The organism is Thiomicrorhabdus sp. Milos-T2 (genome assembly GCF_000702325.1).
Classification (GTDB): domain Bacteria; phylum Pseudomonadota; class Gammaproteobacteria; order Thiomicrospirales; family Thiomicrospiraceae; genus Thiomicrorhabdus.
Genome location: NZ_KL370891.1, coordinates 1,108,062 through 1,129,310 on the forward strand (window position 1 = coordinate 1,108,062; position 21,249 = coordinate 1,129,310).

Here is a 21,249-nt window from a genome sequence, read left to right on the forward strand (position 1 = left end):
ATGGGATATAAACCGATTATTCTGGATCGTGGTAAAGAGGTACGTGAACGGACTAAAGATACCTTTGGTTTTTGGCGTAATAGAACTTTAAATACGGAATCTAATGTGCAATTTGGTGAAGGTGGCGCGGGAACTTTTTCAGATGGTAAGTTGTGGACTCAAGTTAACGATAAAAAACATTATGGCCGTAAAGTATTAAATGATTTTGTTGATGCGGGTGCGCCAGAAGAAATTTTGTATGTAAGTAAACCGCATATTGGTACCTTTAAATTGGTTGGTATGGTTGAAAAAATGCGTGCAAAAATCATCGAATTAGGTGGTGAAATTCGTTTTAACTCGCGAGTAGATGATTTGCATATTGAAGATGGTCAAATCACTGGGTTAACTTTGGCCGATGGCCAACGGATTAAATCAAAGCATATTGCTTTAGCTACCGGCCATAGTGCACGTGATACTTTTGAAATGTTATATAAAAAAGGCGTTCATGTTGAAGCGAAATCTTTTTCAATTGGGTTTCGTATCGAACATAACCAATCGGCAATTGATGAAGTTTTGTTTGGTAAAAATGCAGGTAATCCCATTTTAGGTGCAGCTGATTACAAATTGGTACATCATTGTAAAAATGGACGCTCAGTGTATAGCTTTTGCATGTGCCCCGGTGGTACGGTCGTTGCCGCAACTTCTGAAGAGAATAGAGTAGTGACTAATGGAATGAGTCAATATTCACGTAATGAGCGCAACGCTAATAGCGCCATTGTTGTTGGCATAGACCCAAGTGATTAACCAAGTGATAGCCCGTTGGCAGGTATTGAGCTGCAACGTCAATTAGAAAGTGCAGCTTATGTGTTGGGTGGCGAAACTTACGATGCTCCTGCGCAGTTGGTTGGTGATTATTTAGCCGATAACTCTTCTAACAATTTAGGCAAGGTAGAGCCGTCTTATAAACCGGGAGTGAAACTGACTGATATGACAAAGATTCTCCCCGATTACTGTCGAGAAGCCATCCAAGAAGCGATTCCCGCTTTCAACCGTAAAATTCGCGGTTTTGCTTTAAAAGATGCCATGTTAACCGGTGTAGAAACGCGAACTTCTTCACCCGTATCTATTAAACGTAATGCCGATTACCAGAGTGTCAATACAAAAGGGCTTTACCCAGCAGGTGAAGGAGCGGGATATGCGGGTGGAATTATGTCGGCAGCCATTGATGGAATTCGTATTGCAGAAGCAATGGCATTAGCAATCAATGAAGAACATCAATAATCACAATCAAGAATCAATCGCTAGACTGTGTTCAATGAAACAATTTTACACCTTAAAGGCATGCCGGTGTATTATGTGTACCGTAATTTGAATAACCAAAACCTATAAAATCCCTGCTATGAAAACACCTAAAAGAATTCTCCCCCTAATTGAAGACGGACTAGTTGATGAAGTGATTCGCCGCTTGATGAGTGGTAAAGAAGCTGACGTTTTTATGGTGCGTTGTGGCAATGAAATTCGTTGTGCCAAAGTCTATAAAGAAGCCAGTAAACGCAGTTTTAAAAAAGCGGTGGAATATCAAGAAGGCCGTAAAGTCAAAAACAGTCGACGTGCCAGAGCCATGCAAAAGGGTTCAAAATTTGGGCGTCAGCAACAAGAAGATATTTGGCAAAATGCTGAGGTTGATGCGTTATATAAATTAGCGGCCGCTGGCGTTCGTGTGCCAGAACCTTATGGTTGTTTTGATGGTGTTCTGTTAATGGAATTGATTACTGACGAAGACGGTGATGTAGCTCCTCGTTTAAATGATGTCTCCATGTCAAAAGAGCAGGCAATAGAAGATCATGCTGAAATTATGCATTATGTGATGTTGATGTTATCAGTAGGTTTAATTCACGGTGATTTATCTGAATTTAATGTATTGGTGGATGATTATGGCCCGGTGATTATTGACTTACCACAAGCGGTGAATGCGGCGGCCAATAACAATGCCAAGCGTATGTTGACTCGAGATGTTGATAATATGACCCGTTATTATTCTCAATATGCGCCAGAGTTGTTACAAACAAATTATGCCAAAGAGATGTGGGCACTGTTTGAAGCCGCTGAGTTAAATGCCGACACCGAACTTACCGGACAATTTTCAGAAGTTGAAAAAAATGCAGATGTTGATTCTGTTATGGAAGAGATTAAGGCGGCTTTAGAAGAGGAACAAAAACGCCAAGAACGAATAAAAGAGAGCTTAGGCGATGCAGAAGTATAGATGAAGAATCATAGGAAGTTAGTTTGAATAATATTTTACAAACAGTGTTTTTATTTATAAGAAAATGGATTTGGATTTTTGTACTAGGGCTAATTGGCTTTTTTACATTTGAAGTACTGAGCAGTTTTGCTTTGGTAACGGGAATAAATGTTTTTTTTGGCATTGTTATGGTGTTTTTATCCGGACCGATGCTCATTGCTGGGGTGATGGGCAATGATTCTGGTCGTGGAGGCTTTGATGTTAAGCTTCTTCAGTTTTTATTTATCTCTTACCCTCTAGTTTATATCATTGGTGTCATCAGCAGTATTTCGGTTCTTTACCTTGACCCATTTGATCACCAACAAACGACAGCAATAGTGTTAGCATCAATAAGCGGCATTCATTTGGTTATTGCGTGGTCTTTTTTTGGCGTTAAATTAATGCAAGAAAAGTTAGAAAGAGAGAGACGTTAGAAAGAAGCGTTATAAATAGAGATTTTTGCAATAGTCGATGAATGGTTTAAAAGTTTGTTATTCTCTTTCTTCAGAAAAAAACGCTTAATAGCTCGCTATCTTGTGGTTTTATTAGACGAAACCTAAAGAATTCTTTTACCTTTTTCTTACATCCCCAAATCGTGCAAAGGTCTTAAATTAAATAAGGTCCTAATTTACTTAGGTCTTAAATAAAGATAGGTCTTAAATAAAGATAGGTCTTAAATAAAGTTAGGTCTTAAATAAAATATCAGGTAATCAATAAATGGCAAAAAAGTTTTATGTAGTATGGCAGGGTAGACAGCCTGGAATTTACACTGATTGGAATAGCTGTAAAGCCCAAGTAGATAAGTTTGCAGGGGCAAAATATAAGTCGTTTCCAACTAAGGCAGAGGCAGAGCAAGCTTTTGGCGGTAAAGGTTCTTATGGAGCCTCAAGTTCTGCCGCCTCAGGATCAAAGTCTACGTCAAGAGCGCAAACTCCAATTAAAAAGAAACCCGCTACAAATGGTATTAAAACCTACACCGCTACTGAAATTAATGCCATGAGCTTGGATGTTAAAATGTTTACCGATGGCGGTTGTGAACCTAACCCTGGCCAAGCAGGTTCTGGTATGGCGGTGTATCGCAATAACAAAATTGCTGAACTTTGGTATGGGCTTTACAATCCAATGGGAACAAATAATACCGCAGAGTTAAATGCTTTACATCAAGCGTTAATCATGGCAAAAACAGAGGTTGAACTCGGGCATTCAGTTGCCATTTTATGCGATTCAAAGTATTCCATTCAATGTGTTACTCAATGGGCAATAGGTTGGCAAAAGAAAGGCTGGAAAAAAGCGGGCGGTGAGATCAAAAATTTAGAAGTGATTAAAGCGATGTTTGCTTTGCATCAAACCTTAAAAGATAACATTCAAATACTGCACGTAAATGGTCACGTTGGGGTAGAAGGCAATGAACTTGCTGACAGAATGACCATGGTAGCGATTAATGAGAAAGAAACTGAGTTTGCACGTTATCCTGGCCCTATTAATGTGGCGGATATTTTAAAAATGCAACATGGTTAATTGATTGATGAAAAATGGGTTAAGAAAATTAAACCGATTTGGTCAGTTTTTCTCATTAGTATATTAATTTAGAATCAGTTTAAAAACACAGAATTAAATATTTACCGCACCCCGAAGTGATTATAAAGGCCTGGTAAAATCATAAAACCCATCCAAAATTAGGACAATTTACATGCAAAACACAACCAATAATGATTCAGCTTCACAAACCATTAAATTGACTGAATACAGTCATGGTGCAGGTTGTGGCTGTAAAATTTCGCCAATGGTTTTAGACAGTATTTTAAAAACTTCTATGAATATTGTTCCTAACCCTAATTTATTGGTCGGTAATAGCACAAAAGATGATGCTGCGGCTTATGATTTGGGCAATGGTACATCTGTTTTAAGCACCACTGACTTTTTTATGCCGATTGTTGATGACCCGTTTACCTTTGGACAAATTGCCGCAACCAATGCCATTAGTGATATTTACGCTATGGGTGGTAAACCACTTATGGCGATTGCTATTTTTGGCTGGCCGATTGATATCTTGCCTGCTGAAGTAGGGCAACAAGTGATTGAAGGTGGTCGTGCAACCTGTGAAGCCGCAGGTATTCCATTAGCTGGCGGGCACTCTATTGATGCTCCAGAACCTATTTTTGGACTAGCGGTAACCGGAATTGTTGAAAATACACACCTTAAAAAGAATGCATCAGCAGAAGCAGATTGCGAATTGTTTTTAACTAAACCTGTGGGTATTGGTATTTTAACCACTGCTCAAAAACAGAAAAAAATTCAACCAGAACACATGAAAATGGCAATTGAAGCCATGACCACTTTGAATAAACCTGGGTCTGATTTTGCCAAAATCGAAGGGGTTACCGCTTTAACAGATGTAACGGGTTTTGGTATTTTAGGTCACTTAATTGAAATTTGTGAGGGGAGTGGAATTGCCGCACAAGTTGAGTTTAATAAAGTGCCGATTTTGCCAAATGTTTTAAACTATTTAGAGCAAGGTTGTACACCAGGCGGAACAGGGCGTAACTATGCCAGTTATGGTCATAAAGTCTCACCTGTTGAAGGTGAGTTGAGTGAAACGAAAAAAATGATTTTATGTGACCCGCAAACATCCGGAGGTCTATTGGCTGCCGTTCGTAAAGAGGCGGTTGCTGAATTTAAAGCGGTTGCTGCTCAACATGGCTTAGATTTACAACCTATTGGAAAGACCGTTGCATCAGACTCTCAGTCTCATGTGGTTGAGGTTATTTAATGACCGTTCAGATTACTGAATTTACTGATGATTTACCGCAGACGGATGACTTTAAATCAATCGTGCTAAATCAAACGCCATTAATTGATGTGCGTGCACCCGTTGAATATGTTCAAGGTGCGTTTATCTCTTCGACTAATTTGCCCTTAATGAATGATGATGAACGCCAAAAAGTAGGGCTTTGTTATAAACAAAATGGTAATGCTGCCGCTGTAGCGTTGGGGCATCAGTTAGTTAATCAGCAAACCCGTGAACCCAGAGTAGAGTCCTGGATTGAGTTTATGGATGCCAATCCAACCGCATTACTTTATTGTTTTAGAGGCGGTATGCGTTCTAAAATTTCGCAACAATGGTTGCAAGATGCTGGGCGTGAAATAGTGCGATTAAAAGGCGGTTATAAAGCCTTTAGACGTTATTTAATTGATTTCATAGATTCAGTACCATCAGAGTTTGAAAAAGCAGGGATTGAACCTGTTGTTTTAGCTGGAAGAACCGGGTCAGGCAAAACCTTGGTGATTCATCAATTAAACAATGCTATTGATTTAGAAGGTTTAGCTCATCACCGTGGTTCAGCCTTTGGTCGACATGCCACACCACAACCGACTCAAATCAATTTTGAAAACAATCTAGCAATGGATTTGATCCGTTTTATGGAAACTCAACCGAAACATTTAGTTATTGAGGATGAAGGACGCAACATTGGTTCGGTAAACTTATCTAAAGAACTGTTCGAATTTTTAAAAAGTGGTTCAAGAGTGGTGGTTGATACTTCAATAGAGGAACGTGTTGCAATTACTTTGGATGAATACGTGATTGAGGCACAAGCGGAATATAACAATATTGCTGAGTGGGAAGATTTTATGCGTGGCGCTATGCAACGCATTCAAAAACGTTTAGGTGGCGAACGTTATCAAAGAGTCATGAGTCAATTTGATTTTGCTATGAAAACTCAGTTAAATCAAAACACAATTGAAGAACACCAGGCCTGGATAAAAACGTTATTAGTCGAATACTACGACCCAATGTACGACTATCAAATGCAAAAAAATAACAAGTCGGTTATTTTTAAAGGCAGTATTTCAGAAGTGGTTGATTATCTAAATAACCTAGATGCTTAATTATTAACAGGCCAAATATAGGCGTTAGTTATTTGGGGTTCTCAATAATTTTTAATTAAAAGAAATCTTTGCAAGAGACGGCTGCAGGAATAAATATGGTTAAAAACCGCCTGATTGTTGTTGTACCCCAAGGGCACTTCCGTTGGGCGACAACTTGCCAATAGCTAGCGATTGGTTAGGGTTTTTGGCTAAATAAGACAACTTTTACCACATTTTTCTTTCGCGCTCCACTCGTGCAAAGGTCTCTAAAAGTTATAACGGCAAGCGAATCACAAAACAGTTTTTGTTTTCTCTGCGTCTATACACAAATTGCCCATGATGCTTTTCAATAATAGAATACACAATAGATAAGCCTAATCCGGAGTAATTTGGTTGTTTGTTTTGTGATGGCTTATCTTGAATCTTAATATTAAATATATTGTTAGGTTGTAATAAAAAATCGTGCTGTAAGTCTTGCTTTATAAGAGCTTGATCTCCTGTATCACACACAGATATTTCTAACCAATTTTCTGTTTTTTTGCAGGCTAAATCTATATCGTCCGTACCGTATTTTATGGCATTGTCTAGTAGGTTACTTATGGCTCGTTCTAGTTGGTTAGCATCAAATGTATAAATAAATAAACCATCAAAATTTAAGGTGAAATTTCTAGATGGATTATTATTTTGATACTCTATATAAATATCATTACAAAACTCATTAATCGAAAGCTCTTGTTTATAAAGCGTGTTTTGCGGAAGTTCTAGTTTTGAAAACTCAAATATTTGATTTAAGTAATGTTTAAGTTTTAGACCATTTTGATAAGCAATGTTTAGGTTGTTATCCTCATACACTTGCATGCTTTGTTCGATGTAACCTAATAAATTGGTTAACGGTGTTCTTAGGTCATGGGATAGGCTAGAAATCATAAAACGTCGCTTTTGATATATACGATTAAGCTGTTCCATTTGCCGAGTTAATTCAGTAGACATGGTCACAATATCTGAGTGTAATTGATCTAATTCATCACTAATTTTTTTGGGTGATTGTATGGTGTTTTTTCGGTTTTCTGAAAAACGGGTTACGCCGTAAGAGAGTTGGTTAATTCTTTTGGTCAAATGAAAAATTAATAGGCCGCCTAAAATAAAGCCCATAATTGCACTAACCACAAAAGCAAGAGTACTGACTTTAAGTAAAATGCTTTCCTGTAATTGCCTGTTTGCTTCTTTTTCGATTTGGCTTTGAATAATGACATATAAAAAACCACCATTAGGCAATTGCGCAACAGAAAATGGGTTTTTTTCGTCTAAGAATCTAGGGTCATCGCCCATTGGAAAGGTTTTTAAAGGTTGATGGTTTAAGAAATAATGAATAGGTTGTAAATGAACTTTTTGCAGTTTGATTTTTTTTGGATCGGCAGAAAAATCAACAATATTTCCTTTTGCGTCTAGTAAATAGAGTTCTAAGTGTGGGTTAAGTAACATATAACGGTTAAAAGCTGTTTTTATAGCACCTGAAACGAGCTTTTGTTTTTCAATAATTTTAAAATCTTCAATAATGGTTGTCGCAATATTAATGTGTAATTTAGTTTGTACCTGTTCCAAATAATAGTTTGAAATATTCATGCTAATGGCAAAGTACATCGCGCTCATTAAGGTAAAAATAAGGGCAAAATATAGCGTGTATTGTTTGATGAGTTTAGATTTAAAAAGTTGCGTCATATAGTTTGTAATGATTGGCTGTTTAATTTGTAGCCAATTCCCCAAATAGTTTCAATAATTTTAGGTGCATTAGCATCCACCTCTATTTTTTTTCTTAAACGATTTAAATGCGAGTTAACGGTATGTTCATAACCGATATAATCCACACCCCAAATAGTATTTAATAAATCATTACGACTAAACACTTGGTTTGGGTTTAAGGCAAATAATGTCAGTAGTTCAAATTCTTTAACCGTTAAAGTAATGACTTTATTATCAAGGCATACACGGTGCTTTTTAGGCGTTATCGTTAATTTACCTAGGGTAATAGTTTCTTCAGTGGTTTTAACTGTTTCAGCTGTTTGAGAGCGTCTTAATAGCGCTTTAATTCTGGCTTTTAACTCGGCTAAACCAAACGGTTTACTTAAATAGTCATCAGCACCTAATTCTAGACCCATTACTCGATCTCTTTCATTAGAACGTGCGCTAATAATTAATATTGGTGTGGTTTGATCTTGTTCTCTTATAGCCTTGCAAAAGGTTAATCCATCGCCATCAGGTAACGATAAATCAAGTATAAATAAGTCTTTAGCATGAGATGTTGAATAGGTTGTTGCAGATTGAATGTCGGTAGCCAAGTAGCTACTGCCATCCAATGATTTAACTTGCAAGGCGATGAGCTGAGCGATGTCAGTATCATCTTCAAGAATAAGGGCGTGAAAACTACCTTTCATAAAATTAACGTACCTAATATTAAAAATAACTTTGAAGAAGTTTAATATAACGTTGGTTGTTATATTAGATTCATTTATAAATTAGATACGTTTTCTTGTTCATTAATTCTTTTCTATACGAGGAGGTAGCATGGCTGGTTTATGAAAAACCCAGTCTTGATTTTTAACGGGGGTATGGCAAGCAATGCAAGAATCTTGAGCCGCTTTGGCCGTGTTACCAAAAGGAACTTGTTCTAACCCAACCCAACGAGCCCAACCCCAGCCCCCAGTTTGTGCCCATTTATTGGTGTCTTTAAACATAAATTCAGCATGAACAAATTTACCTGGAATGGTTGCTGTTGGCCAATGTTTATCTTTAGCGTCTTTCCAAACCAACTTGCCTAAAATAGCGCCATTAGGCCAAGGGTTTGTTTTACCGTCTTTAATTGCCTGAATAGCCATAGGGTTGCCTATTACAGAACGAATGGTTTTGTTGTCTTCACGATGTGTCATAGACACAATTGACCAGTCTTGATAGCCAGCGGGAAAATCGATGCCATTGGCTGTTGGTTTTGGCATATCAACCGCAAAAGCAGAAAAAGATGTAAAAGCCGTTAATAAAAAAGTACTTTTAACTAGATTTTTTAATTTAAATATTTGAGTGTTCATAATCATTCCTTATGTAACGTTCCTTATGTAAGTTTCAGACACATTATGAAAATACTGAGCATAAAAGTCCTCACAAAAAGTTAACAACGTATTGTTAATTTAAAAATAGAAGTCTATAAAGTGATAAGAACATAGAATTTTTAAGAATAACTCAGTGCTTTAAGGCTATTATAATTCCTTCACTTTTATTATATTCAACGTTTTTAACGGGATTAGCACATGGCTTTAAAACCAACTATTTATAAGTTTCGTACTGCATTGTCAGATATGGATAGAAATGTTTACGACACACTCAATTTAACCATTGCCATGCATCCTTCTGAAAACGTAGAAAGAATGATGGCTAGATTTTTAGCTTATTGTTTAAATGCACAAGAGTTTTTAGATTTTACAAAGGGATTAAGTGCCATTGAAGAACCCGATATTTGGGTTAAGACGTTAGATGATCAGCTAATGTTATGGATTGATATTGGTGAACCTGCATTTGATAGATTAAAGAAGGCTCAAAATTTAGCTAGAGAAGTTAAAGTTTATAGTTTTAACACTAAGTCAGAGGTCTGGTGGCAACAAGGCAAAGATAAATTTAGTCAGTTAGAGGTGAGTTTTTATCGGTTTGATAATGAACAAATCCAAACTCTAGCAGGCCTGGTAGATAGAACCAGAGCTTTCAGTTACGGTTAGTGACGGGGCAGCATATATTGCTACTGAAAGAGGTGAGTGTGAAGTGAGTTGGCAGGTTTTACAAAATATTACGTTGTCAGAATGAACTTAAAATAACTCTATTTCATTATCTGTTTTATGTATTTCAATACGGTTACGACCATTTTCTTTGGCTTTATAAAGAGCTTCATCAGCGTATTTATAAATTTCTTCAACAATGTAGGTTTCAGTAGGATCTAAAATCATTAACCCCAATGATATAGTAATTCTATAAAATGGCGAGTTTCCTGAATGCTCAATATTGCAATCATAGATTGCCTGTCTAGCGTGTTCACTGATTAAAGCCGCTTTTTCAGGGTTCTCAGTTCTAAATAACACCGCAAATTCTTCACCACCTAATCTAAAAACATAATCGCCTGCGCGTTTAAATATTGATTGGGCAGTAGAGACAATGGTTTTAAGTACTTCGTCACCGGATTGGTGACCATAGGTATCGTTATATTTTTTGAAATTATCGGCATCAATCATTAAGAAACAAAGAAAAACATCGTCTCGTTTAGCGCGATCAATTTCAGGCTGTAATATTTGATTGTAATAACGCCTATTATGAGCTCCTGTCAGCTCATCAGTAATGGTTAGGCTTTCAATGTACTTATGGTCGGTAATATTTTGTCTAATGGCAATGTAACCGGTTATTTCGCCACATTCATTTTTAAGTGGTTCAATATTGGCGGTAACCCAATAGCTTTCGCCACTTTTAGACAAGTTTTGGATTTCACCTTGCCAGGTGTTACCCGCTTGAAGGGTTTGCCATAATTCTCGATAGAGTTCAGGAGGGGTCTCAGGATGTCGAACAATATTGTGGTTTTGCCCAATAAGTTCTTCTTTACTGTAGCCTGAAACTTGGCAGAATGCCTGACTCACGCTTGTGATAGTGCCATCTAAATCAGTGGACGATGTAATAACGTACTGATTAATTGTATCGGAATAACGGTGAATCTCATTCAATAAAGATTCAAGTTCTCCAATAAGTTTTTTTCCATCTATATGACTGTTACTTAACATATTAATTGTTTTACACTGTTTGTGTCGTTTTATTAAAATACAAGTGACTTACATGAAAAAATAAGCTATTTAGTTGGGTTTGGAAAAGCATAAAAGAAGGTAAAAAAATTAAAATTCAGCGTCATAATAGACATTTTGCACATCATCTAAATCATCTAAAAGCCCAATGAATTTTTCAAACATTTCTAAGTCTTCACCTTCAATTGTTTTACTCATTTGCGGTAAGAATTGAATTTCATCTACTTCAAATTTAATTTCAGGGAAAGCTTCTTTAAGGGCATTTTTAGCTTTTGCATATTCTGTATGTGGAGCAAATACACTGATTTTTCCATCTTCAGCTTCAATATCATTGACATCAACATCGGCCATTAATAAGGCTTCTAAAACGGCTTCTTCGTCATCGCCAGCAAATACCAATATTGCCGAGTGATCAAACATATGTGCAACACTGCCTTGTGTACCAATTTTACAGTTTGCTTTTGTAAAGCAGTGGCGCACATCACCAAAAGTACGGTTAGGATTATCGGTTAAACACTCAACAATGACCATTGTGCTACCCGGACCATAACCTTCATAACGGGCTGGAGAGAAATCCTCACCACCACCGCCTTTGGCTTTATCAATGGCTTTATCAATAACGTGAGCAGGAACTTGATCTTTTTTAGCTCTGTCAATTAGTCCTTGAAGGGCTAAGTTTCCTTCAGTTTCCACACCACCAGATTTGGCACACACATAGATTTCACGGCTGTATTTACTGTAAACCTTTGCTTTTTGATCTGAGGTTTTGGCCATTGATTCTTTGCGGTTTTGGTAGGCTCTTCCCATTATTAATGCTCCATTAAAATATACGAAGCGTAAATTTTACACAATTCCATCATTTTTTAGGAGGTTTTGCTCTAAAATCACCCTAATTAAATCAATTTAATGGGTTTTATAATGAATAGACAAAAAAAGATACGCCAAAAGTTTGAAAAAAAGTTAAAAAAGGCTAAGGCAAAACGTTTTCCAAAAAATAAAGAGCCTTATATTGCGAAAGCCGATCGTGAATCTATGAATGATTCAAAAGAGGAAATAGAAAACCCTCAAAATGAGAATGAAGCTTAAAACCTAAAAGTACCCATACAAAAAAAGCCGTATTTATCCAAGTTAATGAATAAATACGGCTTTACTGTTTCAACGTGACTCAAGTCAATGAGTCGGTAGACTAGACTAGGGTTTAGTTAAGCTTTTTTCATAAAGGCGGCAACTAATACCAGTTGTGTACCATTGACTCTACCTTCTATGTGAAGAGGGTTATCTGTTAAATGAATATTTTTAACTAGCGTTCCACGTTTAGCGGTAAAGTTAGTGCCTTTAACATCTAAATCTTTAATTAAAGTAACATCATCACCTTCATTAAGAACGGTGCCGTTACTATCTTTAGTTGGTAAGGTATCATCATCATCGTCTTCTTCAGCAAGACCCGCATCAGCCCAGGCCTTAGCATCGTCTTCAAGGTACATCATGTCTAGTAAATCTTGTGGCCAGCCTTCAGCTCTAAGAGCATGAAGCATGCGATAAGATAAAACTTGAACCGCTAATGTTGGCGACCACATGCTGTCATTTAAACAACGCCAGTGATTAGCATCTAAAGTGCTAGGATCTTCCATTTGAGATTTACAAGTACCACAAATTAATACGGATTGTTCTTCAGAACCGTCACTAGGTGTAACTTCAAATACAGATAAATCATGTTCTGCACCACAAAGTTCACATTTGTTACCGCTGCGTGCGATTAAGGCTTGTTCTACGCTCATTTGGAGTTCCTTTACGTTAAAATATTTAATATGGGCGCGTATTATGCCTTAAAAGTCACTAAAAGTCATTAAAAGACTACTAAATACTGCCTTTGGTTTTAAGGAAATAATCGGGTTACTTAAAGCACCAGGCCTGGTAACTTATGATTAAAAATTGGCTTTGATGTTGATTTAATTATGTTGCTTAACTTTAATGGTATTAAAATTAGAATGATTTAAAAATAGAAAACAAGTATGAGTTGAGTAGTCAGTGTTGAATTTAGTTAAATAAGCCCTTATCTATCTAAAGACGTTAAGAGAAAGACGCATAGGCTGATATATGAATGGATTACGGCAAGATAGATTAAATATGTTTTCCTTCTCACAGGAATTGTTTTTGCTTTAAAATTTAAATATTGTCAGCATAAAAACTTGTAAGAGTTAATTTATTATATTCTGTACAAATATTACGATCTGTAAAAGAGACCCTTAAAAAGGTCTCTAAAATAAAAAGAAAGAGATTAAATGCCTTATTCACCAGAGCAAGATGACGGTAATTTACTGTTAGAACATGCTAAACCTAAAGTAAAACCACCTAAAAAATATCAAGTAGTATTAATGAATGATGACTACACACCAATGGATTTTGTTGTTGAGGTTTTACAACGTTTTTTTGGTTTAGATGAGCTAAAAGCCAATGCCGTTATGTTAGCCGTTCATCACGATGGGAAAGGGGTTTGTGGTGTTTATAGTAGAGAAGTGGCTGAGATGAAAGTTCAGCAAGTAAATAGCTTTTCTCGTCAGCACAAACATCCATTAATGTGTCAATTAGAAGTTGCTTAAGCAAAGGGTCAAAAAAATATGTTAAGTAAAGAATTACAAATGACTCTAAGCAATGCATTTAGTGTGGCGCATGAGTATGAGCATGAATTTGTTACCTTAGAGCATTTATTGTTAGAGCTTATTGGTGTGCCAGCGGTGCAAGAAGTGATTAATGCTTGCGGTGCAGATGTGATTACGATTGAAGAAGGTTTAGAGAAATTTTTAGAATCTGAAATGGTTTCGCGTAAACCTGATGAGTTGCAGCCAACAATGAGTTTTCAGCGTGTCATTGAGCGCGCCATTTATTTGGTGCAATCTAACGGCTATCCAGAAGTAACGGCCGTTCATGTATTAGCCTCCTTATATGCAGAACAAGATTCTCAAGCCGTGTTTTTATTAGAAAGTAACGGTGTAGAACGTGTTGATGTACTGAGCTTTTTATCGCATGGCGTTACGGCCAGTGAAAGTGATGACTATTTACCGGCAACCAATGAAGATGAAGCTCAATTAGAGTCGGATGGCGAAGCTAAAAAATCACCTCTTGAAAGTTTTACCAGTAATTTAAATCAAGCTGTCGTTGACGGTAAAGTTGACCCTATTATTGGAAGAGAGTGGGAATTAAATCGTACATTAGAAGTATTAAGCCGACGTCGCAAAAATAACCCCTTATTAGTCGGTGAACCCGGCGTAGGTAAAACTGCGGTTGCAGAAGGTTTAGCCTATCAAATTGTGCATGAAAAAGTACCAGAGTCTTTAGCTGATGCGGTTGTTTATAGTCTGGATATGGGTGCCTTGTTAGCTGGTACGCGCTACCGAGGCGACTTTGAAAAGCGTTTTAAAGCTTTATTAAAAGCCTTAGAATCAGAAGAACATGCTATTTTATTTATTGATGAAATTCATACCGTCATTGGTGCTGGAGCAGTGCAGGGTGGCGCAATGGATGCATCTAATTTAATGAAGCCCTCTCTTTCTTCAGGGCGTTTACGATGTGTAGGCGCCACCACCTATGAAGAGTTTCGTGGTGTATTTGAAAAAGATCGTGCCTTGGCTCGTCGTTTTCAAAAAGTCGATGTAAAAGAACCCACGCATCAAGAGAGTTTTGAGATTCTAAAAGGTTTAAAACCAAAGTATGAAGCGCATCATAATGTTAAATATACTCTGCCAGCATTAAAAGAAGCGGTTGCACTGTCGGCACGCTATTTAACCGATCGTCATTTGCCAGATAAAGCGATTGATGTGATAGATGAAGCTGGCGCTAAACAAGTTTTAGCGGTAGCTAGTAAGCGTAAAAAACAAATTGGTGTGCACGAGGTTCAACAAGTTGTAGCAAGTATTGCACGTATTCCAGTGTCGCAAATTACTCAAAAAGAAAAAGACAAATTGTTTGATTTAGAAGCCAATCTAAAACGGGTTGTGTTTGGACAAAATCATGCAGTTGAAAAGCTAACCTCTGCGGTTCATTTAGCTCGTTCAGGTTTAAATAATCCAAATAAACCCACGGCATCTTTCTTATTTGCAGGGCCTACAGGTGTGGGTAAAACAGAATTAAGTCAGCAGTTAGCTAATCATATGGGAGTGGAGATGCTGCGCTTTGATATGTCAGAGTACATGGAGCGCCATACCGTTTCTCGTTTGATTGGTGCACCTCCAGGCTATGTCGGTTATGACCAAGGCGGCTTATTAACCGAAGCCGTCGCTAAAAACCCTCATTCAGTGGTTTTACTGGATGAAATTGAAAAGGCGCATCCAGATGTCTTTAACTTGTTATTACAGGTAATGGACCACGGAACCCTAACCGATAACAATGGCCGTAAAGCCGACTTTAGAAATATCACGTTAATCATGACCTCAAACGTGGGGGCAGAACAAATGGCACGCAGTAGTATGGGCTTTACCACTCAAGACCACACAATGGACTTTGATGCCGAACTCAAAAAAGTGTTTACCCCCGAATTTAGAAACCGTTTAGACGGCATTATTCAGTTTAATCGATTGTCTGAAGAATCAATGGAATCGGTTGTTAACAAGTTTATTTATGCCCTAGAGAATGCTTTGGCAGATAAAAAAGTCAGTCTAAAAATTAGTGATGCAGCAAGAGCATGGTTAGCCAAAAAAGGCTATGACCCTCTAATGGGTGCACGACCAATGGAACGTTTGATTCAAGAGAAAGTAAAACAGCCTTTAGCTGAAAAGTTATTGTTTGGAGAGTTGCAGCAGGGCGGTGAAGTGTTTGTTGACTGTAAAGAAGATGCATTAACCTTTGAAAAGGTTGAAGATTAACCTGTTATTAATATTTCCTAAATGAATCATTTCTAGGTTCTGCCCTGTGCTTACAAAATATAGATAGCCACAGGGGTTACCAGGCCTGGTAAAACTGTCTCAATACATTTAATTATCCAAAATTGCCTATGTCCAATACTGAATACGCACAAAAATAAGTAAAAATAGTTACTTGTTAGTGTGTTTTGCATTAATATGCGTTTATGTTTCTTATTTTTTCACTTCATCTATTTTTGCAGCGTTTCACTCATGCGAATGCTGTCGTTTTCGCAAACACTTTGCAAACCAAACTAAGCTTTGTATTACCTATCACCCAAAAACGCTTAAATTCAAGTGAAAAGCTCTATAAACGTTCTTTAATCTCAGAAGATCAGTTGCTACAAGTCAAACAAGCGCAAATCGAACAAACTCAAGACCTCAATATAGAAAAGCTCAGAATTGACAGTATCAAAGCCCAGTTAAGGCAAGTTCAATCTCAGCAAGCCTCACTACAAAGCCAAACCAAACAAGCTCTGTTACAGCAATTGGTGGACGCCAATAAACAAATCGAAAACCTACAACAAGAACAAATCAAAGCACAACAACGTCTAGCGCTTTACGAGATTAAAGCCCCAATAGACGGTACCGTGCAACAACTTGCTACCCATACCATTGGTGGCGTGGTCACACCCGCCCAAGAGCTTATGGTCATTATGCCTAAAAACCAACAGCTAGAAGTCGAAGCCATGTTGTTAAATAAGGATATAGGTTTTGTGCATGAAGGCCAAGCGGTAGAAGTCAAAATAGACACCTTTAACTTCACCAAATACGGCGTAATCCACGCCAAAATTAATAATATCTCCAGTGATGCCGTACAAAATGAAGATTTAGGCCTTGTCTACGCCATGCGTTTAAACATAGAAAAAAATCAAGTCTATGTCGATAACCAACAAGTCAAACTTAGCCCCGGTATGCAAATCACCGCAGAAGTTAAAACCGGCACCAGACGTATTATTGAATATCTGTTAACGCCTTTACTGCGTTATCAGAATGAAAGTATTAGGGAGAGGTAAATATGATAAATGAGCCGAAAAAGCATAAATCAATCGAGTCTGAAAGCATTGATGTGCTAAGTTTTTAGGAGAGGACAATGTACTTTTTTCACATACTTGTTATTGTTTTTATTGCTTTTCTATTGTCTTTTTCCTTTAGAAAAAAACTGAATTGGAGCGAGTTTAAAAAAATAAGAATGAATCGTCCCTATCTACGCTCTAGATTTGTTGTGTGTATTAGAAAAACTATTAAGATTGTTTCTCCGCATTTTTGGGGTCGAAATGCTTACACAAAAGAGGGGCGAAAGTCTGTCCCAGTTGGCTATGCGTTTCTCAATTTTCTTCAAACCATTTTTATATTATCTCCTTTTCTGATGTTAATTGAAACTGGGTTATCAGATATTAAGTTGAATAACGTATCTAATGGCGAGTACATAATTCAACAAGCTCTAGTTGAAGAATTTAAAAAATCATTTACTAGAAAGAATGGAGCAACACACACTGCAAAGTTTAAGCTCGTTTTTGAGGGTGGAGCCAAGCAAGTTTTTAAAGCAGACCCAAATATCTTTACGAAGAATTTTGCTGCTTCAGAATTATCTATGCTTGAAGGTCATAACGTTGAGGTAGCCTATTTTGAAACATTATTTAGTGGTCCTTACGTTGTTAGTCTGCGATATAAATCAAAAGAAATTATATCTATAAAAAACGCCTTGAATGAATACAAACAATGGGGAGTTTCTTACCAGAATATTATTTTGTTTTTATTTGTAGCGCTATTTTCAGCAATCTTGAAGTTCAAACTATATGGCTACAAAAATTTTTATAAGAGAATTAAATAACATTAAGGATAGTTGGCATGAGCACCAATACCGTAAAAGCAAATGAAGATATTAAAAAAAATGGGACGCTACCCTTTTTTATCCCTGAAATAAATGTTATTCTCTAACCATGCCTAGATTAGCCCGAGTTGTTATACCCAATATTCCTTATCATATTACCCAGCGTGGTAATCGACGTGATGATGTGTTTTTTGATGATGAAGACCGTGAATTTTATTTACAAACGTTAAAAGAATACGCTAAAAAATTTGCAGTTGAGGTTTGGGCTTATTGCCTAATGACCAATCATATCCACCTTATCTTGAAGCCTTCAACGGAAAAAGGTTTGCAGCAAGTACTGAAGCCTTTACATATGCGTTATGCACAATACATTAATAAAAAGATGGGTTGGAAAGGTCATTTATGGCAAGGTCGGTATTTTTCATCCGCTTTGGATGAGGCTTATACTTATTCTGCTATACGTTATGTTGAGCAGAATCCAGTAAGAGCTGGAATGGTTAAGGACGCATCAGAGTATGTTTGGTCTAGTGCGAGAGCACATCTTGGATTAGAGTCTAATGAAATTTTGTCATCCATACCCGCTAGCCATGCACCCAGCACGGTAGAGCAGTGGCATGAGTATTTAGGTGAAAATAATGCCAAAGAATCAATAGATATCATCAGACGTAATATAGAGAAAGGTTTACCTTGTGGAAATGCCGAGTTTATTGAAAACTTGGAACAACAATCGAAAAGAGATTTGAGTTATAAACCAATTGGAAGGCCTAAAAAAGGGTAGCGTCCCCTTTTATTAGTTTATTGGGGGAACTTTATAACGTCCCCTTTTTCCAGAGCAAACTGAGTCAAAGCAAAAACCACTTTCATGGGGTGAGCTTAAAGAGAAAGTAACCAGTTGGTTTAGCGGCTGGTTTTAAGAAATAAAGATAAAATTTTTTTAGATAAGTAGCATTTAGAGATTAGAGAGGATAGCACAATGGCAGATGTAATTAGATTAGGCGTGTTTTTAACTGCCATTTATGTAAATAATGCTTGTCAATTAATGTAAAAACCGGACAGTATTCTTTATTTTTTTTTGATAAGTTATTGATTTTAAATTAATAAAAGTTGTGTTTTTTAAAAATACTGTCCTATTTCTCCAAGAAAATTTGTTATTAACGCGGGTTCATTCTTTCTGGTGGAGCAACAACCTGGTATTGCTGCAAGTGATGATCATAAATATACCATGAACCTCTGGCATTATAATAAATACGGTGTTCATAACGCACCACTCTATGGTTTGTGGGGATTTGATTTACTCTAACACCTATTGGTGCGGCAATAACTTCGTAGCCGTTTGGTGAGTTGCGGTAAAACACACCATTAGAATAATATTGGTCTGGGCCAGCAGGCGCATGTTTTTTGGGAAGCGTGGCAATGATGCTGCCAATCACAACACCTGCACCTAAAAGAATTAGGCCGTCCGCATTGCCACCACCACCATGACCGCCGCCACCCATGCCTCCTCTTGGTGCAGCGCAAGATGATAAAAGTAAACTGCTCATTAGGCCTAGAATAATAATTGTTTTCACGATTGTGCTCCTGCAATGTCTATTTGCTATATTGAGTTGTGACTTTTATCTTTGTGGCCTATTGTTTGCAGGTACGCAAGCTAATTCACCTTCTCCTTGAGGCGGAGCTTTACATGTACCTGTCATTTCACCGCGAGATGATGTTACCGTACAGCTTTGTCCTGCACTTTTACTTTCACAGGCGGTAAATGCTTCAGCAGGAGGTTTTGCTCCTTTGCCATCTTTTTTGCCACCACCTTGTTGATTAGGGCCGCTAGCACAGGCGGTGATAGAGAGTGTTGTCATTAAAATAAAAATAGATGATTTACCAGGCCTGGTAAATTGAGTTTATGTTTGCAAGAGGCTATATGAAAAGGGGACGCTATGAAGTTCCCCCAATAAACCCAGACTCTATTGATTTTAGACTTTGAACTCACCTCTGCTATTAGTAGAGCTAACAAAATACAGATAGCCACAGGACATACCAGGCCTGGTAGAACAGGTTGAACTAAAAACTTAAATCGTTAATGGCAGACTAAGTAACGCAACCTCTATATACATTGGGCAATAAAAAACCCCTTAGAGCAATTTGCGCTAAGGGGTTTTTTATTTAGAAAGGTTTTTAATTTCTCAACTTACCGGGTTTATTTACCGCGGTAAGTAATACGTCCTTTAGTTAGGTCGTAAGGGGTTAGTTCAACTTTAACAGCATCGCCTGCAAGAATTCGGATATAGTTTTTACGCATACGTCCTGAGATGTGTGCCAAAATTTGGTGACCGTTTTCTAATTCTACTTTAAACATTGTGTTAGGTAGAGTTTCTAGAACGACACCGTCGAACTCAATTACGTCTTGCTTAGCCATATTCTTATTTAAAACCTTTTCTATAAAAAATTGTGCGCGGATTATAACAAACTTATTTGTTTTATTTCAAATAATTAACCGTTATTTACTGATTTATCCTTATGAATAGTGTTAAAAGCGTTTTTTGCAGGGGATTGTGAGAGTAGTTGTGAGAGTAGATGAGTGAAGGATAAAGGCGAAAATTTTCTATCTTTAGTCTATAAAACAGGTTAGTAGTTGGCTGTGATGCAGTTTTTTAGATTAAATCTTGAGAATTTTGTCACTTTATCCTTCATTTTTAGACTCGTACAAAGGTCTATGGAGTTTATTTGGCTTGGGTTTGAATGTGTTGATTAATCCATTCAGACCAATTAGGTGCTAGTTGCCATTTATTGGGTTTGAAAGTTTGATGGGTTGCTTGGGTAATTAAGTTTTCAAATTTATCTCGGCTAATAAGTTCTGCACCTAGGCTATTTAAGTGCGGTGTTTCAACCTGAGTATCTATTAAATGAAAGCCCCATTGTTTAAGTTGTAATGTTAGGGCTACAAGTCCTATTTTTGAGGCATCTGTTTGTTTGGCAAACATGGATTCTCCATAAAACATTTTGCCAATGGCGACACCATAAAGCCCGCCAACTAGTTGGTTATCAATCCAAACCTCTACGGAGTGTGCATGACCCATATTGTGTAATGTATTATAGGCTTGAAGCATTTCTTCACTAATCCAGGTTCCATCTTGATCGTTTCTTCGAATTTCTGCACAGGCTTGCATCACCTCAGCAAAGTCTTTGTCTAGGGTGACTTTAAGACGGTTTTCTCTTAGGTATTTATGAATGGTCTTTTTTAGACTGCGGTGAATCTTAAGGTGGTTAATAAATAGTACGCTGCGTGGATTAGGTGTCCACCATAGAATAGGTTCACCTGGGTTAAACCACGGGAAAATTCCTTTGCTGTAAGCCATTAAAAGCCATTCTGGTGTTAAAGCACCGCCAACGGCTAATAACCCATCTGGGTCTTGCATAGCCAGCTCGCTAGGCGGAAAGTTAACAGGTTTGGATTCAAGCCAAAATGGAACAAGATTTGGTGGATTTATCATGGTTTTCTGTACTGTTTTTTATTTTGTATTCTTTAAGTAAGCAAATTTTGTGCAATTCAGTGAATTTAAGGTGAATACATTTTAA

22 protein-coding genes and 1 pseudogene are annotated in these 21,249 nt (G+C 37.3%); 13 read left to right on the plus strand and 10 right to left on the minus strand.

Annotated features, from left to right (window positions below):
* The 6 genes and pseudogenes from BS34_RS13220 (at position 1) to mnmH (ending at position 6,148) form a co-directional block, all read left to right on the plus strand.
* Positions 1 to 1,260 (plus strand): annotated as a pseudogene (locus tag BS34_RS13220) (NAD(P)/FAD-dependent oxidoreductase).
* Positions 1,261 to 1,378: 118 nt separating this feature from the next.
* On the plus strand, positions 1,379 to 2,242 hold the full coding sequence (locus BS34_RS0104945; protein ID WP_029407437.1) for a PA4780 family RIO1-like protein kinase: 864 nt from the start codon (positions 1,379 to 1,381) through the stop codon (positions 2,240 to 2,242).
* A gap of 23 nt (positions 2,243 to 2,265) precedes the next feature.
* Entirely contained in the window at positions 2,266 to 2,694 is a 429-nt protein-coding gene (locus tag BS34_RS0104950) for a hypothetical protein (RefSeq protein WP_029407438.1), read from the plus strand.
* Positions 2,695 to 2,977: 283 nt separating this feature from the next.
* Positions 2,978 to 3,778: a ribonuclease H family protein gene (locus BS34_RS0104955; protein ID WP_029407439.1), complete on the plus strand. Its 801-nt coding sequence runs from the start codon at positions 2,978 to 2,980 to the stop codon at positions 3,776 to 3,778.
* Between the two features lie 172 nt (positions 3,779 to 3,950).
* A complete protein-coding gene (gene selD, locus BS34_RS0104960) occupies positions 3,951 to 5,030 on the plus strand; it encodes a selenide, water dikinase SelD (RefSeq protein ID WP_029407440.1) in 1,080 nt (359 codons plus the stop codon).
* The gene (gene mnmH, locus BS34_RS0104965; protein ID WP_029407441.1) at positions 5,030 to 6,148 is read left to right on the plus strand and encodes a tRNA 2-selenouridine(34) synthase MnmH; all 1,119 of its coding nucleotides are present in this window, start codon (positions 5,030 to 5,032) and stop codon (positions 6,146 to 6,148) included. The genes selD and mnmH overlap by 1 nt, the downstream gene beginning before the upstream one ends.
* Before the next feature lie 252 nt (positions 6,149 to 6,400).
* Here mnmH and BS34_RS0104970 read toward each other — a convergent pair whose 3' ends face one another.
* The 3 genes from BS34_RS0104970 to BS34_RS0104980 form a co-directional block, all read right to left on the minus strand.
* Positions 6,401 to 7,846 carry a sensor histidine kinase gene (locus BS34_RS0104970; RefSeq protein WP_029407442.1) on the minus strand — a complete coding sequence of 482 codons (1,446 nt, stop codon included), beginning with the start codon at positions 7,844 to 7,846 and terminating at the stop codon, positions 6,401 to 6,403.
* Positions 7,843 to 8,559 carry a response regulator transcription factor gene (locus tag BS34_RS0104975; RefSeq protein WP_029407443.1) on the minus strand — a complete coding sequence of 239 codons (717 nt, stop codon included), beginning with the start codon at positions 8,557 to 8,559 and terminating at the stop codon, positions 7,843 to 7,845. The genes BS34_RS0104970 and BS34_RS0104975 overlap by 4 nt, the downstream gene beginning before the upstream one ends.
* 102 nt (positions 8,560 to 8,661) lie before the next feature.
* A complete protein-coding gene (locus tag BS34_RS0104980) occupies positions 8,662 to 9,207 on the minus strand; it encodes a cytochrome P460 family protein (RefSeq protein ID WP_029407444.1) in 546 nt (181 codons plus the stop codon).
* 219 nt (positions 9,208 to 9,426) lie between these two features.
* On the opposite strand from BS34_RS0104980, the gene BS34_RS12215 reads away from it, so the two are divergent.
* Positions 9,427 to 9,888 carry a YaeQ family protein gene (locus BS34_RS12215; protein WP_233993143.1) on the plus strand — a complete coding sequence of 154 codons (462 nt, stop codon included), beginning with the start codon at positions 9,427 to 9,429 and terminating at the stop codon, positions 9,886 to 9,888.
* An 87-nt stretch (positions 9,889 to 9,975) separates the two neighbouring features.
* On the opposite strand, the gene BS34_RS0104990 is transcribed toward BS34_RS12215, so the two are convergent.
* Positions 9,976 to 10,932 (minus strand): sensor domain-containing diguanylate cyclase, encoded by a 957-nt coding sequence (locus tag BS34_RS0104990; protein WP_051640688.1) that lies wholly within the window; start codon positions 10,930 to 10,932, stop codon positions 9,976 to 9,978.
* Positions 10,933 to 11,040: 108 nt separating this feature from the next.
* On the minus strand, positions 11,041 to 11,757 hold the full coding sequence (locus BS34_RS0104995; protein WP_029407446.1) for a YebC/PmpR family DNA-binding transcriptional regulator: 717 nt from the start codon (positions 11,755 to 11,757) through the stop codon (positions 11,041 to 11,043).
* Between the two features lie 111 nt (positions 11,758 to 11,868).
* On the opposite strand from BS34_RS0104995, the gene BS34_RS12220 reads away from it, so the two are divergent.
* Positions 11,869 to 12,036, plus strand: coding sequence for a DUF2986 domain-containing protein (locus BS34_RS12220; RefSeq protein WP_084151623.1), 168 nt, complete (start codon positions 11,869 to 11,871; stop codon positions 12,034 to 12,036).
* A 116-nt stretch (positions 12,037 to 12,152) separates the two neighbouring features.
* Here BS34_RS12220 and BS34_RS0105005 read toward each other — a convergent pair whose 3' ends face one another.
* Positions 12,153 to 12,728, minus strand: a complete 576-nt coding sequence (locus BS34_RS0105005; protein ID WP_029407447.1) for a PhnA domain-containing protein — start codon at positions 12,726 to 12,728, stop codon at positions 12,153 to 12,155.
* Between the two features lie 504 nt (positions 12,729 to 13,232).
* Here BS34_RS0105005 and clpS point away from each other — a divergent pair.
* The 5 genes from clpS (at position 13,233) to BS34_RS0105035 (ending at position 18,457) form a co-directional block, all read left to right on the plus strand.
* Positions 13,233 to 13,550: an ATP-dependent Clp protease adapter ClpS gene (gene clpS, locus BS34_RS0105010; protein WP_029407448.1), complete on the plus strand. Its 318-nt coding sequence runs from the start codon at positions 13,233 to 13,235 to the stop codon at positions 13,548 to 13,550.
* An 18-nt stretch (positions 13,551 to 13,568) separates the two neighbouring features.
* Positions 13,569 to 15,809 carry an ATP-dependent Clp protease ATP-binding subunit ClpA gene (clpA, locus tag BS34_RS0105015; protein WP_029407449.1) on the plus strand — a complete coding sequence of 747 codons (2,241 nt, stop codon included), beginning with the start codon at positions 13,569 to 13,571 and terminating at the stop codon, positions 15,807 to 15,809.
* Between the two features lie 278 nt (positions 15,810 to 16,087).
* The gene (locus BS34_RS0105020) at positions 16,088 to 16,861 is read left to right on the plus strand and encodes an HlyD family type I secretion periplasmic adaptor subunit (RefSeq protein WP_158660977.1); all 774 of its coding nucleotides are present in this window, start codon (positions 16,088 to 16,090) and stop codon (positions 16,859 to 16,861) included.
* Between the two features lie 77 nt (positions 16,862 to 16,938).
* A complete protein-coding gene (locus BS34_RS0105025; protein WP_029407451.1) occupies positions 16,939 to 17,679 on the plus strand; it encodes a hypothetical protein in 741 nt (246 codons plus the stop codon).
* A gap of 109 nt (positions 17,680 to 17,788) precedes the next feature.
* Positions 17,789 to 18,457, plus strand: a complete 669-nt coding sequence (locus BS34_RS0105035; RefSeq protein ID WP_029407452.1) for a transposase — start codon at positions 17,789 to 17,791, stop codon at positions 18,455 to 18,457.
* Positions 18,458 to 18,830: 373 nt separating this feature from the next.
* On the opposite strand, the gene BS34_RS0105040 is transcribed toward BS34_RS0105035, so the two are convergent.
* The 4 genes from BS34_RS0105040 to aat all read right to left on the minus strand — a co-directional run bounded on the left by BS34_RS0105040 (position 18,831) and on the right by aat (position 21,164).
* Positions 18,831 to 19,247: a DUF6515 family protein gene (locus BS34_RS0105040; protein WP_106379964.1), complete on the minus strand. Its 417-nt coding sequence runs from the start codon at positions 19,245 to 19,247 to the stop codon at positions 18,831 to 18,833.
* A gap of 45 nt (positions 19,248 to 19,292) precedes the next feature.
* Positions 19,293 to 19,532 (minus strand): hypothetical protein, encoded by a 240-nt coding sequence (locus BS34_RS0105045; protein WP_029407454.1) that lies wholly within the window; start codon positions 19,530 to 19,532, stop codon positions 19,293 to 19,295.
* A gap of 338 nt (positions 19,533 to 19,870) precedes the next feature.
* Positions 19,871 to 20,089, minus strand: a complete 219-nt coding sequence (infA, locus tag BS34_RS0105050) for a translation initiation factor IF-1 (RefSeq protein WP_029407455.1) — start codon at positions 20,087 to 20,089, stop codon at positions 19,871 to 19,873.
* A 304-nt stretch (positions 20,090 to 20,393) separates the two neighbouring features.
* Complete coding sequence (aat, locus tag BS34_RS0105055; protein ID WP_029407456.1) at positions 20,394 to 21,164, minus strand: leucyl/phenylalanyl-tRNA--protein transferase; 771 nt, start codon at positions 21,162 to 21,164, stop codon at positions 20,394 to 20,396.
* Positions 21,165 to 21,249: the final 85 nt, after the last annotated feature.

Bases quoted from the DNA above. Each gene is read 5' to 3' on its own strand.
- BS34_RS0104970 (WP_029407442.1), bottom strand. From the start codon at position 7,846: ATGACGCAACTTTTTAAATCTAAACTCATCAAACAATACACGCTATAT.
- BS34_RS0104980 (WP_029407444.1), bottom strand. From the start codon at position 9,207: ATGAACACTCAAATATTTAAATTAAAAAATCTAGTTAAAAGTACTTTT.
- clpS (WP_029407448.1), top strand. From the start codon at position 13,233: ATGCCTTATTCACCAGAGCAAGATGACGGTAATTTACTGTTAGAACAT.
- aat (WP_029407456.1), bottom strand. From the start codon at position 21,164: ATGATAAATCCACCAAATCTTGTTCCATTTTGGCTTGAATCCAAACCT.
- BS34_RS0105005 (WP_029407447.1), bottom strand. From the start codon at position 12,728: ATGAGCGTAGAACAAGCCTTAATCGCACGCAGCGGTAACAAATGTGAA.
- clpA (WP_029407449.1), top strand. From the start codon at position 13,569: ATGTTAAGTAAAGAATTACAAATGACTCTAAGCAATGCATTTAGTGTG.
- BS34_RS0105025 (WP_029407451.1), top strand. From the start codon at position 16,939: ATGTACTTTTTTCACATACTTGTTATTGTTTTTATTGCTTTTCTATTG.
- BS34_RS0104945 (WP_029407437.1), top strand. From the start codon at position 1,379: ATGAAAACACCTAAAAGAATTCTCCCCCTAATTGAAGACGGACTAGTT.
- BS34_RS0105045 (WP_029407454.1), bottom strand. From the start codon at position 19,532: ATGACAACACTCTCTATCACCGCCTGTGCTAGCGGCCCTAATCAACAA.
- BS34_RS0104995 (WP_029407446.1), bottom strand. From the start codon at position 11,757: ATGGGAAGAGCCTACCAAAACCGCAAAGAATCAATGGCCAAAACCTCA.
- BS34_RS0104955 (WP_029407439.1), top strand. From the start codon at position 2,978: ATGGCAAAAAAGTTTTATGTAGTATGGCAGGGTAGACAGCCTGGAATT.
- BS34_RS12215 (WP_233993143.1), top strand. From the start codon at position 9,427: ATGGCTTTAAAACCAACTATTTATAAGTTTCGTACTGCATTGTCAGAT.
- BS34_RS0104990 (WP_051640688.1), bottom strand. From the start codon at position 10,932: ATGTTAAGTAACAGTCATATAGATGGAAAAAAACTTATTGGAGAACTT.
- BS34_RS12220 (WP_084151623.1), top strand. From the start codon at position 11,869: ATGAATAGACAAAAAAAGATACGCCAAAAGTTTGAAAAAAAGTTAAAA.
- BS34_RS0104975 (WP_029407443.1), bottom strand. From the start codon at position 8,559: ATGAAAGGTAGTTTTCACGCCCTTATTCTTGAAGATGATACTGACATC.
- infA (WP_029407455.1), bottom strand. From the start codon at position 20,089: ATGGCTAAGCAAGACGTAATTGAGTTCGACGGTGTCGTTCTAGAAACT.
- selD (WP_029407440.1), top strand. From the start codon at position 3,951: ATGCAAAACACAACCAATAATGATTCAGCTTCACAAACCATTAAATTG.
- BS34_RS0105035 (WP_029407452.1), top strand. From the start codon at position 17,789: ATGCCTAGATTAGCCCGAGTTGTTATACCCAATATTCCTTATCATATT.
- mnmH (WP_029407441.1), top strand. From the start codon at position 5,030: ATGACCGTTCAGATTACTGAATTTACTGATGATTTACCGCAGACGGAT.